The organism is Halomonas elongata DSM 2581, assembly GCF_000196875.2.
GTDB lineage: Bacteria > Pseudomonadota > Gammaproteobacteria > Pseudomonadales > Halomonadaceae > Halomonas > Halomonas elongata.
In genome coordinates this window covers 3,609,293-3,622,698 of sequence record NC_014532.2, presented here as the reverse complement: position 1 = coordinate 3,622,698, position 13,406 = coordinate 3,609,293, and the positions used below count along the sequence as shown (strand labels likewise).

General features: G+C 59.7%; 17 protein-coding genes. 9 read left to right on the top strand and 8 right to left on the bottom strand.

What is annotated here, in order from left to right; genetic code table 11:
- Positions 1 to 31: 31 nt before the first annotated feature.
- The 3 genes from HELO_RS16905 to HELO_RS16895 form a co-directional block, all read right to left on the bottom strand.
- Positions 32 to 547: a hypothetical protein gene (locus HELO_RS16905; RefSeq protein WP_013333843.1), complete on the bottom strand. Its 516-nt coding sequence runs from the start codon at positions 545 to 547 to the stop codon at positions 32 to 34.
- Between the two features lie 384 nt (positions 548 to 931).
- The gene (locus HELO_RS16900) at positions 932 to 1,816 is read right to left on the bottom strand and encodes a dihydrodipicolinate synthase family protein (protein ID WP_013333842.1); all 885 of its coding nucleotides are present in this window, start codon (positions 1,814 to 1,816) and stop codon (positions 932 to 934) included.
- 51 nt (positions 1,817 to 1,867) lie between these two features.
- A complete protein-coding gene (locus HELO_RS16895) occupies positions 1,868 to 2,647 on the bottom strand; it encodes an aldolase (RefSeq protein ID WP_013332578.1) in 780 nt (259 codons plus the stop codon).
- A gap of 87 nt (positions 2,648 to 2,734) precedes the next feature.
- Between HELO_RS16895 and HELO_RS16890 the strand changes: the two genes are divergently transcribed.
- From HELO_RS16890 to HELO_RS16855, 8 genes are all read left to right on the top strand, one after another.
- Positions 2,735 to 3,325 carry a helix-turn-helix domain-containing protein gene (locus tag HELO_RS16890; protein ID WP_013333841.1) on the top strand — a complete coding sequence of 197 codons (591 nt, stop codon included), beginning with the start codon at positions 2,735 to 2,737 and terminating at the stop codon, positions 3,323 to 3,325.
- A gap of 130 nt (positions 3,326 to 3,455) precedes the next feature.
- The gene (locus HELO_RS16885; protein ID WP_198410713.1) at positions 3,456 to 4,889 is read left to right on the top strand and encodes an amidase family protein; all 1,434 of its coding nucleotides are present in this window, start codon (positions 3,456 to 3,458) and stop codon (positions 4,887 to 4,889) included.
- A 4-nt stretch (positions 4,890 to 4,893) separates the two neighbouring features.
- Positions 4,894 to 5,508 carry a TetR/AcrR family transcriptional regulator gene (locus tag HELO_RS16880; RefSeq protein WP_013333839.1) on the top strand — a complete coding sequence of 205 codons (615 nt, stop codon included), beginning with the start codon at positions 4,894 to 4,896 and terminating at the stop codon, positions 5,506 to 5,508.
- A gap of 91 nt (positions 5,509 to 5,599) precedes the next feature.
- Positions 5,600 to 6,244 (top strand): methyltransferase domain-containing protein, encoded by a 645-nt coding sequence (locus HELO_RS16875; RefSeq protein ID WP_109637534.1) that lies wholly within the window; start codon positions 5,600 to 5,602, stop codon positions 6,242 to 6,244.
- Between the two features lie 106 nt (positions 6,245 to 6,350).
- Positions 6,351 to 6,869 carry an AAA family ATPase gene (locus tag HELO_RS16870; protein ID WP_049786249.1) on the top strand — a complete coding sequence of 173 codons (519 nt, stop codon included), beginning with the start codon at positions 6,351 to 6,353 and terminating at the stop codon, positions 6,867 to 6,869.
- A 149-nt stretch (positions 6,870 to 7,018) separates the two neighbouring features.
- Positions 7,019 to 7,636 carry a hypothetical protein gene (locus HELO_RS16865; protein WP_157953429.1) on the top strand — a complete coding sequence of 206 codons (618 nt, stop codon included), beginning with the start codon at positions 7,019 to 7,021 and terminating at the stop codon, positions 7,634 to 7,636.
- A 38-nt stretch (positions 7,637 to 7,674) separates the two neighbouring features.
- The gene (locus tag HELO_RS16860; RefSeq protein ID WP_013333838.1) at positions 7,675 to 8,463 is read left to right on the top strand and encodes a DUF4336 domain-containing protein; all 789 of its coding nucleotides are present in this window, start codon (positions 7,675 to 7,677) and stop codon (positions 8,461 to 8,463) included.
- A gap of 16 nt (positions 8,464 to 8,479) precedes the next feature.
- The gene (locus HELO_RS16855; RefSeq protein WP_013333837.1) at positions 8,480 to 9,253 is read left to right on the top strand and encodes a hypothetical protein; all 774 of its coding nucleotides are present in this window, start codon (positions 8,480 to 8,482) and stop codon (positions 9,251 to 9,253) included.
- Positions 9,254 to 9,746: 493 nt separating this feature from the next.
- Here the strand turns inward: HELO_RS16855 and HELO_RS16850 are convergent, their stop codons facing one another.
- From HELO_RS16850 to HELO_RS16830, 5 genes are all read right to left on the bottom strand, one after another.
- Positions 9,747 to 9,959: a hypothetical protein gene (locus HELO_RS16850; protein WP_041602226.1), complete on the bottom strand. Its 213-nt coding sequence runs from the start codon at positions 9,957 to 9,959 to the stop codon at positions 9,747 to 9,749.
- A gap of 80 nt (positions 9,960 to 10,039) precedes the next feature.
- A complete protein-coding gene (locus HELO_RS16845) occupies positions 10,040 to 10,600 on the bottom strand; it encodes an STY4534 family ICE replication protein (RefSeq protein WP_041602225.1) in 561 nt (186 codons plus the stop codon).
- Between the two features lie 117 nt (positions 10,601 to 10,717).
- Positions 10,718 to 10,945: a hypothetical protein gene (locus HELO_RS16840; protein ID WP_041602224.1), complete on the bottom strand. Its 228-nt coding sequence runs from the start codon at positions 10,943 to 10,945 to the stop codon at positions 10,718 to 10,720.
- Between the two features lie 223 nt (positions 10,946 to 11,168).
- Positions 11,169 to 11,690 carry a tyrosine-type recombinase/integrase gene (locus tag HELO_RS16835; RefSeq protein WP_269777404.1) on the bottom strand — a complete coding sequence of 174 codons (522 nt, stop codon included), beginning with the start codon at positions 11,688 to 11,690 and terminating at the stop codon, positions 11,169 to 11,171.
- A gap of 183 nt (positions 11,691 to 11,873) precedes the next feature.
- Positions 11,874 to 12,395 carry a hypothetical protein gene (locus HELO_RS16830; protein ID WP_013333834.1) on the bottom strand — a complete coding sequence of 174 codons (522 nt, stop codon included), beginning with the start codon at positions 12,393 to 12,395 and terminating at the stop codon, positions 11,874 to 11,876.
- 388 nt (positions 12,396 to 12,783) lie between these two features.
- Between HELO_RS16830 and HELO_RS16825 the strand changes: the two genes are divergently transcribed.
- Entirely contained in the window at positions 12,784 to 13,302 is a 519-nt protein-coding gene (locus HELO_RS16825) for an Hcp family type VI secretion system effector (RefSeq protein WP_013332685.1), read from the top strand.
- The last annotated feature ends 104 nt before the right edge of the window (positions 13,303 to 13,406 follow it).

Below are 13,406 nucleotides of genomic sequence, written 5' to 3'. Positions count from 1 at the left end.
GATGCGGGTGGGGTTACAGTTGCGCTACGGATCAGGCGGCTTGAGCCGCAGGATCCTGGTAGCAACGTGAATGAACCGTAGCGGTCCAGGTATTGCGATGCACCTGCTTGAACCGCCCGTTCCGGTCCTTGACCTTCACCGGCTGACGGCCCTGGCAGGTCAGCGTCACGCAATCACCTGACGTCAGCTCGTGTTCATCTACCACGCGAGCCAGATCCACGCCCCATAGGGTGTGTTCCTGGTCACGCTGTCGCAGCGTGATGAAGTAGCTCGGGCGATTGCCCGGCTGATGTTGGTACGGCGCATGGCCCAGGTCGACGATCTCGCCGCCTGTCGGTGTCTCTTCCTTGTTGGCTGACCGAGTACCGGGCTCGTCTCGTTTCGCGGTCTTGTTTCGCAAGAGCAAACAGACGATCACGAGCAAGGCCAGCTTCAACTGAAACACGAATAGCTCGGGTTCCAGTATCAAGGCGATAAACTCCAGCATGATGATGGCCAGGATGATCCGTCCGAGCCACGTTCTGAAAAAGGCTTTGATGGCTTGCATGGTGTTCTTCCTCTGGATGTGGAACAGATCCATGAGAAACACCACGCCCGTCACGGGAGGATGTCTCCCATGGCGGGTTAATAAGGCCATTCAGGCCGGTTTGGAAGGGGGCCTCCGACCGCTATAGCGGCGCTCGCTTGCGGGAGGCGTGGCGAGCTTGGGTAAGGGCGTCTCGTTGGGCCGGCGAGACACACCGGGCTGTCCGAAAACAGCGAACTTGCCTCTCTCATGCTAGTGGGGTGGCAAAGGGTGTCAAGGCGTTACGGCTACCGTCTGCTCGACAGGAAAGTGCCCCGCTGAGCAGGGCACGTCGGTGTGTAGATGGTTGGGGGCACTCCCCATATACCGGTAGATCGTCCAGGATCCTGGCATCTAAGATGTCTGCTAAGTTAGTTCATTTAGCATCCCTTGTAGCTGACGACATCCCTCGGCATTCAGTGCGCTCAACGGTCGTCTCGGGGCTCCGGCTTCAATTCCCGTCAGGCGCAGGCCAGCCTTTATCGTGCTGGGCAGGCCACCACGCAGGATGAAGTCCAACAGGGGCAGCTGCCGGTAAAATAGGGCTTTTGCCTTGTCCAGTTGCCCTTCGCTTGTGGCCATGTACAGCTGGCAGTTCAGTTCTGGAATGAGATTGGGGGCAGCAGTACACCACCCCTTTGCTCCGGCAACAAACGCTTCCAGGGCCAAGGGGTTACAGCCGTTGTAGAAGGGCAGTTGTCCCTGTGAACGCAGATGCAACTGATGCATTCGCTGAATATCCCCCGTGCTCTCTTTAACCATGGTCACGTTGCCCACCGAGTTGACGATGCGCATGATCAGATCGACGGACATGTCGATTCCGCTGGTCCCGGGGTTGTTATAGAGCATGATGGGAATGCCGAGCTGATCGCCCACAGCACGGTAATGCTCAAAGATCTCCTCTTCACTGAGCTTCCAATAAGAGATCGGCAGTACCATGACGGCATCGGCACCGTGCTCTTCGGCAAATCGGGCACGGCGTAGTGTACCTGCGGTGGTCAGATCGGAGACGCTGACAATCGTAGGAACACGTTGATTGACTTGAGTCAGCGTGAATTTCGCTACGGCCTCCCACTCCTGTTCAGTGAGGTAGGCTCCTTCGCCGGTACTGCCTAGAGGTGCGATTGCGTGAACGCCGCCTTCGATCAGCCGCTCGATAGAATGGCCGAGAGCCGGTAAGTCGAGATGCCCCTCTGCATCAAAAGGAGTAATGGTGTAACCGATGATACCGTGAATGGCCTGTGCAGACATCGTGGGTTCCTCTGGATTCGAAAAAGTGGAGGGCAAGAGCTTCGTGATAGATCAACTCAAACAATCACTGTGCTGACGCAAGGCTCGGCGCGCGTAATAGTTGAAAGCGGCGCCATGGCGTTTGGGCTTTGAAATCCAGTCGTGGGCTTCGCGGCCCAGCTCTGGCGGGATGGAGCGGATCTCGCCAGCCGACATCGCCAAGAGCTGTAGCTTGGCGGCGCGTTCAATCAACATGGCGATAACGCAGGCCTCCTCGATCGACTGCCCGGTGGACAGCTGTCCGTGGTGGGCCAGCAGGATGGCGCGCTTATCGCCCAAGGCCTCAGAGATGATCTCGCCTTCCTCGTTGCCCACTGGCACGCCTGGCCAACTCTCGAGAAAGGCGCAGTCTTCAAAGAGTGGGCATATATCCATGTGTGACACAGCCAGCGGCACTTCGAGCATCGATAGGGCTGCAATATGCAATGGATGCGTATGGATGATGCAGTTCACATCGTTACGAGCTCGATAAACCCAGCTATGGAAGCGATTCGCTGGATTCGGAATGCCGTTTCCTTCAAGGACATTGAGGTCCTCGTCTACCAGCAACAGGTTGTTGGCGCTGATCTCGTCGAACCCTAATCCAAGACGTTGGGTGTAATAGGTTCCAGGCTGGGGGCCGCGAGCCGTGATCTGGCCGGCGAGCCCCGAGTCGTGCCCACCGTCGAAGAGGATCCGGCAGGTCAAGGCCAGTTTTTGGGTGTCGGTCCAGGTATTATCACTGAGGCCGGTCCTCATTTGCTTTTCAGCGTTGCGGACCAGTTCATCTTTGGGTGTCTGCATGGTCGTCATAACATGTCCTTATCGCTGCGAGTGGTGAAGCCGAGGTGCTGCTTCTTGCTAGGTGAGGCTATAGCTTGATGACACATTGGATCGTATATGACACAATGTGTCATATGCAAACGGAAATTGAGAGTGCTTGGTAGTGCGACGTCTATGCGATTGAAATTATTGAGGAAAAAACTTGGTGTGACGTTGGAGGCTCTGGCGGAAGGGACTGGGCTAAGCAAGAGCTACCTGTCGAAGGTCGAACGGGGGCTGAATAACCCATCGATAGCCGCAGCGCTCAAATTGGCCAAGGCGTTGAACGTCCAGGTCGAGGAGCTGTTCTCTGATGAGCCTGGTACACAGCAGAGCTATAGCATCGTGCGTGCCGAGCAGCGCGGGACCTTGACCCATGACAATGACGGTTTGTCCTATGCGTCGTTGGCCAGAAGGGTGAGTGAACATCAGTTGCTTCCGTTCATGCTCTACCCGAACACCGAATTCAACCATTCGGCTTTCAAGGAACACATGGGTGAAGAGTTCCTGTTTGTGCATCGTGGGCAGGTGGAAATCGACTTCATGACGGAACGTGTCACGCTCAATACTGGGGATGCGCTGCATTTCGACGCTCAGCGGCCCCATAGAATCCGCTCCTTGGGTGATTCCACCGCTGAGTTGTTAGTCGTTGTCGATGGTCATGTATGACACGGCAAGCGGGTAGAGGACGAAGCCATTCTGATGAGTGACATGTCGCAGGTGTTGTTTTGCATTCTCATCTGTTGCTACTAAAATGAATCACAAATTCACTTTTTATAGACATGGGGAAGGCAACACGGTGACAAACAGTATTAGCAAGCATGGCGATAATGAGCTAGGAAGGCTGGATGCCATGGCCCAGGCGCAGTTGGTCCAGCAGGGAGAGGTGTCGCCACTAGAGTTAGTTGAGGCGGCCATAAACCGGATCGAATGTCTCAATCCGTCAATCAACGCGGTGGCGGCGAGCGACGCCGAGCTCGCCCGGGAGAAGGCCCGCCATGCCAAGACGACGGGCCCCTTCGCCGGGGTTCCCACCCTGCTGAAGGATCTCGTCGCCTATCCTGGCCTGCCGCTTGGGATGGGCTCGCGGCTGTTCCAGGGACAGGTGTCGCCGGTCGGCTCGGCCTACACCGAGGCCCTGGACGCCAGCGGACTGATCGTGCTGGGCAAGAGCACCACCTCGGAGTTCGGCCTGCTGGGCACCACCGAGACCCTGGCGTGCGGGGCCACCCGCAACCCCTGGGATCTCGAGCGCTCGACCGGCGGCTCCTCCGGCGGGGCGGTGGCCGCCGTGGCTGCTGGCATGGTGCCCGTCGCCCACGCCTCCGACGGGGGCGGCTCGATCCGCGGCCCGGCGTCCTTCTGCGGGCTGTTCGGCTTCAAGCCCAGCCGGGGCCGGTACCTCTCCACCGGCCAGGCTGCCGACACCCCCTTCACCCGGATGATCAGCGAGCACTGCGTGTCGCGCAGCGTGCGCGACAGCGCCACCTGGCTGTCCGTGGTGGAACGCGACGAGGCGGGCCTGCCGGGCGGGAAGGTCGGCCGGGTGACCGAGCCGCTGCGCCGCCGGCTGCGCATCGGGCTCTATGACCGTACCGCCGACGGCACCTCGCCCGAGCCGGAGGTGGTTCAGGCGCTGGCGGACACCCGGCGACTCTGCGAGTCGCTGGGCCATGAGGTGGTGGACATCGAGGGCCCACGGTATGACGCCCGGGCCGCCGCGGACGCCTTCTTCACCTCGGCATCGCTGACCCTGGGCGGGGCCTGCGAGCAGCTGCGTGCCCTGATGGGCCCGGCGTTCGACGAGGCGTGTCTGGAGCCCTACACCCGCGAGCTGATCGTGCGCTCCCGGGAGCTGCCGCCCGAGGCAGGCGAGCAGGCTGCCGCCGCGCTGCAGGCCGCCGCCGACGCGGCTGATCGCGCCATGGCCGGGTTCGACGTCCTGCTGTGCCCCACCGTGGCCTTTCCCGCCTTCCCGCTCGGTCACCACGGGGGCACCCAGCCCTATGAGGAGGCGGCGGCCTTCACCGAGGACTTGGCCGGCTACACGGCCATCGCCTCCATCGCCGGCTGGCCGGCCATGTCGGTGCCGCTGCATGTCTCGCCGACGGGCCTGCCGATCGGCTCGCACTTCGCCGCTCGGCTGGGCCAGGAGGCGCTGTTGCTGGGGCTGGCCCTAGAACTCGAGCAGGCGGCGCCCTGGCACCATCGCTGGCCGACAGGGGCGGAGTAGGCTCATGGCACAGACGCTCAAGACCGCCGTTCGCACCCGCATCCTGGCCGCCGCGGCCGAGGCCTTCGCGCGCGAGGGCTTTGCTGCGGCGCGGCTGACCGACATTGCCGCCGAGGCCGGCGTCTCCACCGGCAACCTCTATCGTTACTACCCGAACAAGGCGGCGCTGTTCGATGCCGTGGTGCCCCGGGCCGTCGCCGCCCGGCTGTTGTGGCTGATCCGTGCCCGGGTCCGGGAACTGGGCACCCTGGTGGAGTGGCGCTCGGCCACGTCGCCGGGCTCTGCCCGGGCGGCGGCCTTGCTGGACTTCTGGATCGAGCGGCGCCTGCCCGTGGTGATCCTGCTGGCCGGCGCCCAGGGCTCATCGCTGGCCCATGTGCGGCCGCTGGTCGTCCGCGAGCTGACCCGCATGGCCCATGCCTATCTGGCGTCGCAGCCCAGGGACGAGGGTGCATCATCCGTGCCGCGGGTGGTGCTGGTGCAGCTGTTCTCGAGCACCGTCGACATGATCGTCGCAATCCTGCGCTCGCATGACGACGAGGCAGAGATCCGTGCGGCCTTCCAGGCGTTCTGGCGCTATCAGCTCGCCGGGCTCGAGGCTCTGTTGGCAGGGCGATAGCACAGAGACTTCGTGTGTTCGGTTGGCGGTATGCCCGATCGGGTGAGTGCGGCCGACGGCTCGAGCCGCTGTTATACGGATAGGGAGAGTTATGGTCGACTCACGTTGGTACGATAAATTTGCGCCGCTCTACAATATCGGAACCTTCGCTGACTTGTTTTATCGGCGAGCGCGGAATAAGGCAATCGATGAACTCGCTCTTTCACCAGGCTCCACTGTGCTGGATATATTTTGTGGCACAGGGGTGGATTTTGGCCCTCTGCATCGAGAAATCGGCGCCCAAGGACGCATACTCGCTGTCGATGGATCGGAGGGCATGCTGAAAGAGGCCAAGGCACGAAGCCGCGCGCTAGAAATTAACGAAAATTGCATCGACTTTTTTGAAGCGGATTTGTCGCGAAATGGTGGTATCGAAAAAGTTGTGAGCTGCATACATGAAAAAAAGCCTCGCCACGTGCTGTTTTCACTTGGGCTTACATGCCTCGAAAACTGGCATAATTTCACATCAGAGATTCTTTCCGCCGTTCAGTCAGGTACTCGCCTTGCGATAATGGACGCTTATAGCAAGCGTTTGACTTTGGGTTCTCGGTTCATCAGCTGGATTGGTGCTGCTGATTGCCAACGAACTGTTTGGAGAGCACTGGAAGAGAATTGCGACTCTTTTCAGTGGTTTGAGTTTCGACCTTTTAAGGTGCTTGATGTCTCGGTATTTGTGGCGAGTGGTACGAAGCCGTGAACCGTATAACCAGGGGCTGCCGAGGACCGCTTTCTGGCGTGTTGCGCCTACAAATTGGCCACTGAGCCCAGGCGTTAGCCTGCTTGCTGAAAACATTGGAGGACGCATGGAGAAAGAATCGACATTGCACGTATTGTGCGGAAAGCTGGCGTCGGGGAAGACGACGCTTGCCGAGGAGTTGGCTGCGGAGGCAAGTACGGTACTTATTAGTGAGGACCTTTGGCTGTCGAAGCTGTTCCCCGATGAGATTAGTGGATTCCAAGACTATCTAAATTGCTCGGCGCGGCTGCGTAGCGCGATTGGTCAACACGTCCAGGGTCTGTTGCGCGAAGGTATCTCAGTGGTATTCGACTTTGCTGGCAATACTCCTCAGGAAAGAGCTTGGGCAAAGTCTTTATGTGGCCAAGGAAGGGCGCAGTGCGTGCTGCACTACCTCGAGGCCTCGGACGAGTTGTGCAAACTTCAGCTACTCCGCAGGAATGAACAACGGCCTGAAGGCTCACAGGTTACGACCGTAGGTGATTTTGACTCCATCACCAAGTACTTTGTTCCACCGAGTCCCAATGAGGGACTCAAGGTACAGAGCCACGATGCTGCATCTCGTCATCAGAATGCTGAGAGGTAAAGTCCAACAACGGTCTGAACCTGAACGGCTTTTCCGCTGGCGTTCCAAAGCTGACTGGGTAAGCGAAACGTTGGTGGAATTGGCCGTTTAACAAGACAATTTATCCGACGTATGAATATCGTGAACTACTCGATAAATAGGAGGCCACCGTGCGAAATACCGGTTCCTATATCGATTGGTCTGTCTCTTCTCCACGTCCCGGCTGGCGTGGCTGGTGGGACCGACTCATGGGGCCCGATGCCACTGCGGTAGAACTGGGGATGTCGCTCGCCGCTGGAGGGCTTGGCGCCCTGGGTGTGGCGTCTTATGCAGTATCGCATCAGCTGTCGTGGACCTGGTGGGAATATGGGATCGCGGTCCTGATCACTCTCGATGTCGTGGGTGGGATCATCGCCAATGCGACGCCAAGTGCCAAGCGCTGGCATCATCGCGTCGGCCAAGGTATTAGGCAACACTTCGCGTTCCTGGCGTCACATGGGCTTCACATCGTTCTGGTAGCTGGTCTGTTCAGCCAATCGGCCGTGACGTATGGCTTGGTGGCATACGGTTACCTCCTGTGTGCGGGAATTGCCACCTTGAAAGTTCCGGTGGGTCTGCAGCGCGCCACGGGGCATCTGGCGGCTTGCGGGGCGGTCTTCCTGGCCGCCTGGGGGCTCCCCGAGGCACCCGGGTGGGGTTGGTTCCTGCCGGTACTGGTCATCAAGTTGGTGATCGGGCATGCCACCTTGGAGGCGCCCTTTGACACGGCATCTACCTTGAGTCACTAGGTCTCGTCTGCCGAGTTTATCTTCTGGAGGTACAGTCAATGCATGTGGTTCAGCAAGGCCCGGAATCGCGAGGAGTGGAAATTCCGCAACCCTCCCGGCTGGTGCCAGTCGACAGCGATGTCTGGATAGTGGAGGGGCCTATAGTCAGCTTCTATGGATTTCCCTATCCCACCCGCAGCGTGATCGTGCGCCTGCCGAATGGAACATTATGGGTATGGTCGCCGATTCCCTTGGACGACGAACTGATGACCGAGGTATCGGAGTTTGGGACGGTGGCGCATTTGGTCAGTCCCAACAAGCTTCATCATCTCGGTCTGGCGGATTGGCGGGCGGCCTTTCCGGCCGCCAAACTTTGGGGTATGCCGTCAACGGTCCGGAAATGCCGTGACCTGTGCTTCGATGGCGTCTTGGACGATACACCTCCGGTTGCCTGGCGCGGCACCATCGAGCACGTCCAATTTCGCGGTTCGCCCTTGCTTGAGGAGATGATCTTTTTCCACCGGCCATCTCGTACGGTCCTGCTGGCCGATCTGAGCGAAGCCTTGAGCCGTGACTTCCTGGCGCGCTATTGGGCGCCGTGGCAGCGGCTGATTGCCCGCCTGTGGAGCATCACCGAGGCGGCGCCGAAGGCTCCGCTCGAGGTACGGTGGTCCACCATTCGCCGGTGTGTCGCGCGAGCCGCGACCCACCGCCTGCTCGCTTACAATCCGGAGAAAGTCATCATGGCCCATGGTGTCTGGCAGAGGAGCCATGGCCGTGCCTTTCTGGAGCGGACGTTCTCCTGGCTGTCACCAGAACCTCCCCATGTGGTGGGCGAGGAACATTGATAAGGAGCGTTGAATCATGATGCTGAGCAGATACGCGTTGCTTCTGGCGCTTGGAATGGTCACGGCAGTGCCCGCCTACGCGATCGACCGCGAACAGGGGCTCGAGCGAGTCAGGGAACAGCTGATGCAGTCCTGTGCGGAGGGGGGGATGGCCTCCTGCCTGGGCGTCGAGACGTCCCGGTGTGGACGCCTCGCGGAAGAGGTGGTGCAAGCCTGTGCGGAATACTTCGTCCCAGCCGAGCAAGAGCAGATGGCCGCCTTCGGCGATTGCATTGGTCGCCAGACCCAGCAGCGCACCGGTGTATCGGAGGCCGAGTTGCAGTCGTGCCAGTCTCATGCCGACGGTGCGGCGCATGCCTCCTCTTCCCCCGAGGAGGCGATGCGTAGGCTCGAGGATGCCAAGGCCGTCATGGCTCAGGACGCCGAAGCGACGCGGGACGCAGTGACCCTCCCGCTCTATCCGGATCATGAACTGACGGCGCATCATCAGGATCCGAGCGGCCTTCCCGGCATCGAGGGTGAGCCGCTAGGGGAGGGGGCGGTCCCCGTGGCCATGATGACTACCTCAGATACTGTCGAAGACGTCGTGGCCTTCTATCAGAACCGGTTAGACGGGTTCACGTTGTACAGAGAGGCGGCGGACGATGCCACCTTTGCTAAAGGCATGCCGGACGACGTTACACCATCGGACTTTCGCCGTTGGATGAAGGCCCTGCCATTGCATGAGCATGTTGCGATCTATCGGTTGTCGGGAAAAACGCATATCGAGGTGGGATACCAGCCCGATTAAAAAGTGGCATGGCCTGTACCCTTACGTAAGATAATAAAAGCGGACGTCTATGACGTCCGTGCTTTCGATCTGAATCAAGGTTGCATACCACGACGCTCCCAAAAGGGGGCGTAGGCAAACGGGATCTCCAGGCACGGTCCTTCACCTGCTTCCGAGAGGAAAGGGGTGACTGTGAACGTCACGCCTCGTTTGCGGAGCTCCTCGAGGAGCTCCGCAAACGAGGCGCGTGTCCCGAACGTAGAGATCAGATTCATGATGGCCGACAATCAGGTCGGCATGACGCATGGCGTCGTAGATTGAGGTGTCCATCAGTGTCTCCCAATGAGGAAGGGAGACACCCCACCGGGGAGATGTCTCCCCAGATGGGTGGATGTGTTGAACTGTAAGCGACCGCGCGTCGACCTACTTCTCGCGCAGCTCTTGGATGGTGGTCGGCAATAGCGCCAGAGCCAGTCCCCAAGCAGGGCTGGTGATCAGGAAGGCAAGCAAGATGTCATTCATGGGTATCCTCCTTCGCCTCCAATGAAGCTCTGACAGTGATGCTCGCACCGAGTAGCGCAGCACCAATGCCGGCGGCGGATACGCCAAAAGTAACACGTACTTGGTCTGTCAGCAGCATTCCTACAAGGGCTGCTCCCAAGATGGTGAGACTCAAGGTCGATACCGCTTCCCATCCGAACTTATTGATATAGTGCTTCCGATCCATGTCGGTGTTCCAGAACGGCGCCCTGGAGACACCGCCCGCTGGGGAGACGTCTCCCCAGGCGGGTCAGTGGATGGGAAAAGTTAGAATGAGGCAGCCGCCGGCGTCTCGAAAGCGCCGGCCGATTCACCGGACTGAGCCGCGGCATAGCCGTTGGGCTGAGTCGGTGCCGGCTCCTCTTGCGACGGGGTCGCTGTGGCATGGTCAGCTTGCGGCGCCGGTGTGTCAGTGTCGTCCGAAGCCGGGGCTTCGCGCTGATAGACCGTCTCGCCGTTGATCTTGATCCACTTCACCAGCAGTAGCCGGCCTTTGAGGCTGACACCGGTTTCGCCCTGGCGATCGCCTTTCTGGTACACAAAGGTGTCCGTCCAGAGGTCGCCCAGTTTGAAGCCGATGAGGACTTTCTTCTTCATGTCCACGGCTTGCTGGCACTTGCGGACCAGTTTCTGCGCTTCCTGGCCGCTTACACGGCAATCGAAACGCGTATAGCTGACGTCATCCGCCGGCCCGTTTAGGGCGTTGATGTTGCAGGCCAGAAACGCGTCGCCGCGTTTCGGATCCACGGTGCGGATGCGGTTGAGATAGCCAACCCCTTCGACGTGGAGGTTGAAGAAGGTGGTCTGGGCTTGAGTTGACGTCGTCATGGTGGTTCTCCTTGAAGCAATAGGCATGCTCGGGAGACCACCTTCCCATCGGGGAAGTGATTCCCCCGAGTGGGTGGGTGAGACGTTGGTTATAAATGAGAAAGCGTAGCTAAGCCGCTACAGCAACTTCACGATAGCGATGACAAGACCGGCAATCGCCATCGTTTGGAACAAGAGCCCACGGTACAGCGTACTCGACAACTTTTGCTCCAAGATGGCCAGATCTTGCTTAGTCGCCAGGTGTTGTTGCATTTCTTTCTCCAGTGCATTCACGACATCCATGGCCTTATCGTCAGGGACGTCGACTGAACGCAGGGCGTTGAAAAGGGCAATGCCCAGCTGCATGGGGCCTCCTGTGGACTCGAGGAGCGCCCCTGCCAGGGGAAGCTCCCCTGGTGGGTTTGAAAGTTGCCTCCAACCGCCGGAGCGGCACTCGCACACTGGAGGCGCGGCGAGTTTGGGTAAGGGCGTCTCGTTGGGCCGGCGAGACACACCGGGCTGTCCGAAAACAGCAGTCGTGCACCTCTCATGCTAGCGAGGCAGCACAAGCTGTCAAGCGGCATTGTGCTTAGAAGACGAGCCTTTCGAACGGCCGGCCAGTCAGGGCTGTGTAGGCCACGGTATTCTGGATATTGGCATGCCCCAGGTACTGCTGGACGATCCGCAGATCCACGCCGCTGTTGATCAGGTGCACACCGCACGCGTGACGGAGGGCATGAGGATGCCACTTCACGCCCAAGACCTGTTCGCTGAGGCGGTGCATCATGCGCCGGAAACCATCGACGCTGACCGGCGTCCCTCGTTCGTTGACGAACACCAGGCCCGACGAACGTCCGTCTTGTCGCTGGTAGCGTTTCAGAGCACGCACCGTGCTGCCTTGAAGCGGGTGCGTACCATCGAGACTGCCCTTGATGCGATTCACACGCAGCTCATGCGTGACCAGGTCGATGGCCGACCAACGCAGGGCCACCAGCTCCGAGACCCTCAGACCATGTTCGAAGGCGAGACGAATCATGAGTGCATCGCGCCGGCCGTGACGTTGATGATGCATTGCCCCACGTATCAAGCGGTGAACCTCATCCCGGGTCAGGTGTTGACGGCCTCGTCGGGTGTCATTGGCTGTTCGATTTTGAACTGTCCGGGTTTCAGTGGCTGGGAGGTTATTGACGGCTGATATCAACCCTGCGTCAGACATGGCCTGTATGCCTCCTGTTCGGTGGAACTGTCCGGTTTTCGGTCAGAAGCCAGACAGTTGTTGCCTGGTGAGGAAACGTTACCGGTTCACGATCCGAGTCTCTCCGACTCCAAGGGTACTGTACCAGCGGGACTCTTCCTGCTGTCGCTTTTCGATCGCGGCAGCTTCCGCTTGCTCGGAGGTGGCAAACTGGGACTTCGGTGTGCCGTAGCTGAATCCCTGACTGCGCTTGCGTGTGTGGCCGTCCGGCTGTCGCTCGTACCAGGTGGCGATCCAGACGGTGGTACCCTCCGGCCGCTCGTAATGGAAGACGCCGGTGATGGGCCCGGCGGTCTTCGCCCGGTGCTTTGCCACTGACCGCTTGGGTACGCTGCACAATTCCGCCCAGCGGCGTAAGCCCCAGATCTCGAGGCCTCGTTGTTCACGGTACTCGAGGCAGCGCTGAAACGTGACATATTCGTCGTGCTGGCGAGGTATGCTGCGACATTCATACCCACCGGCGGGGCGCGGGATGCGAACGAGGGGGTTGGTATGGCTAGGCGGCCAGGACACGTATTTGGTGCGTTCCCAGAGCTGTGGCAGTTGTAACTTGTCGCGCACGGTTGGTCTCCTTGCCCTATAAGCCTTGGCAGACAAGCTAATCTGTGGGGGGAACCGTCACACGTGTCGACATGGATCCCCGAAAGGTGCTGATACTTTCGCCTGTTGGGTGTGACGACGACAAGCTTTGCTGCCTGGTGACCGGCAAGACGGCTCTGAAAATCCAGGAAAGAAGGAGGGGGATCAAGCAAGATCTTGCCCGCTGGGCAACTTCTTGCCCGCTTTCAGGCAAGTTCTTGCTCGATCGCTTGACGTCATGCCGTGCCGTGTTTATGTATCCCTTTGATTAAATTGACTGTTTTTGTTTTTGGTACATAAAGTGCCTTATATGGGGTGTCCGCTGGACATTGCGCAAGATTTTTCGAATTCATCGTCAAGGAAGCGACTCATGCCAACCCCATGTTATATCAGCATCGAAGGTCAGACTCAGGGCAACATCACCGCTGGCGCCTTCACGCCCGAATCCGTGGGCAACATCTACGTCGAAGGCCATGAAGACGAGATGCTCGTCCAGGAATTCAAGCACATCGTCACTGTGCCGACGGATCCGCAGTCCGGTCAGCCGTCCGGTCAGCGCGCTCACAAGCCGTTCATCTTCACCGTGGCCCTGAACAAGGCCGTGCCGCTGCTGTACAACGCCCTGGCGTCCGGTGAGATGCTGCCCACGGTCGAGCTGAAGTGGTACCGCACCTCCGTGGAAGGCAAGCAGGAGCACTTCTTCACCACCGCCCTGACCGATGCCACCATCGTCGACATCAACCTGCGCATGCCCCATGCTCAGGACGCCAACAGCGCCGAGTTCACTCAGCTGATGGACGTCTCCCTGGCCTACCGCAAGATCGACTGGGAGCACACCGTCGCCGGCACTTCCGGTTCCGACGACTGGCGCGCCCCGATCGAAGGCTAAGACGCCGCGCCACAGGCGGTGCCCCTGCCAATGCTCGCGCCCGGCGGGCACCGTTTTCGCCGCCAGGGTTCCGGCCCTGGCGGCGGCATGTGTAAGTGTTTGCT

What these genes read in the sequence shown, in the direction of transcription:
- HELO_RS16905 (WP_013333843.1), bottom strand. Translation starts at nt 547, where the DNA reads ATGCAAGCCATCAAAGCCTTTTTCAGAACGTGGCTCGGACGGATCATC.
- HELO_RS16900 (WP_013333842.1), bottom strand. Translation starts at nt 1,816, where the DNA reads ATGTCTGCACAGGCCATTCACGGTATCATCGGTTACACCATTACTCCT.
- HELO_RS16895 (WP_013332578.1), bottom strand. Translation starts at nt 2,647, where the DNA reads ATGACGACCATGCAGACACCCAAAGATGAACTGGTCCGCAACGCTGAA.
- HELO_RS16890 (WP_013333841.1), top strand. Translation starts at nt 2,735, where the DNA reads ATGACACAATGTGTCATATGCAAACGGAAATTGAGAGTGCTTGGTAGT.
- HELO_RS16880 (WP_013333839.1), top strand. Translation starts at nt 4,894, where the DNA reads ATGGCACAGACGCTCAAGACCGCCGTTCGCACCCGCATCCTGGCCGCC.
- HELO_RS16875 (WP_109637534.1), top strand. Translation starts at nt 5,600, where the DNA reads ATGGTCGACTCACGTTGGTACGATAAATTTGCGCCGCTCTACAATATC.
- HELO_RS16870 (WP_049786249.1), top strand. Translation starts at nt 6,351, where the DNA reads ATGGAGAAAGAATCGACATTGCACGTATTGTGCGGAAAGCTGGCGTCG.
- HELO_RS16860 (WP_013333838.1), top strand. Translation starts at nt 7,675, where the DNA reads ATGCATGTGGTTCAGCAAGGCCCGGAATCGCGAGGAGTGGAAATTCCG.
- HELO_RS16855 (WP_013333837.1), top strand. Translation starts at nt 8,480, where the DNA reads ATGATGCTGAGCAGATACGCGTTGCTTCTGGCGCTTGGAATGGTCACG.
- HELO_RS16850 (WP_041602226.1), bottom strand. Translation starts at nt 9,959, where the DNA reads ATGGATCGGAAGCACTATATCAATAAGTTCGGATGGGAAGCGGTATCG.
- HELO_RS16845 (WP_041602225.1), bottom strand. Translation starts at nt 10,600, where the DNA reads ATGACGACGTCAACTCAAGCCCAGACCACCTTCTTCAACCTCCACGTC.
- HELO_RS16840 (WP_041602224.1), bottom strand. Translation starts at nt 10,945, where the DNA reads ATGCAGCTGGGCATTGCCCTTTTCAACGCCCTGCGTTCAGTCGACGTC.
- HELO_RS16825 (WP_013332685.1), top strand. Translation starts at nt 12,784, where the DNA reads ATGCCAACCCCATGTTATATCAGCATCGAAGGTCAGACTCAGGGCAAC.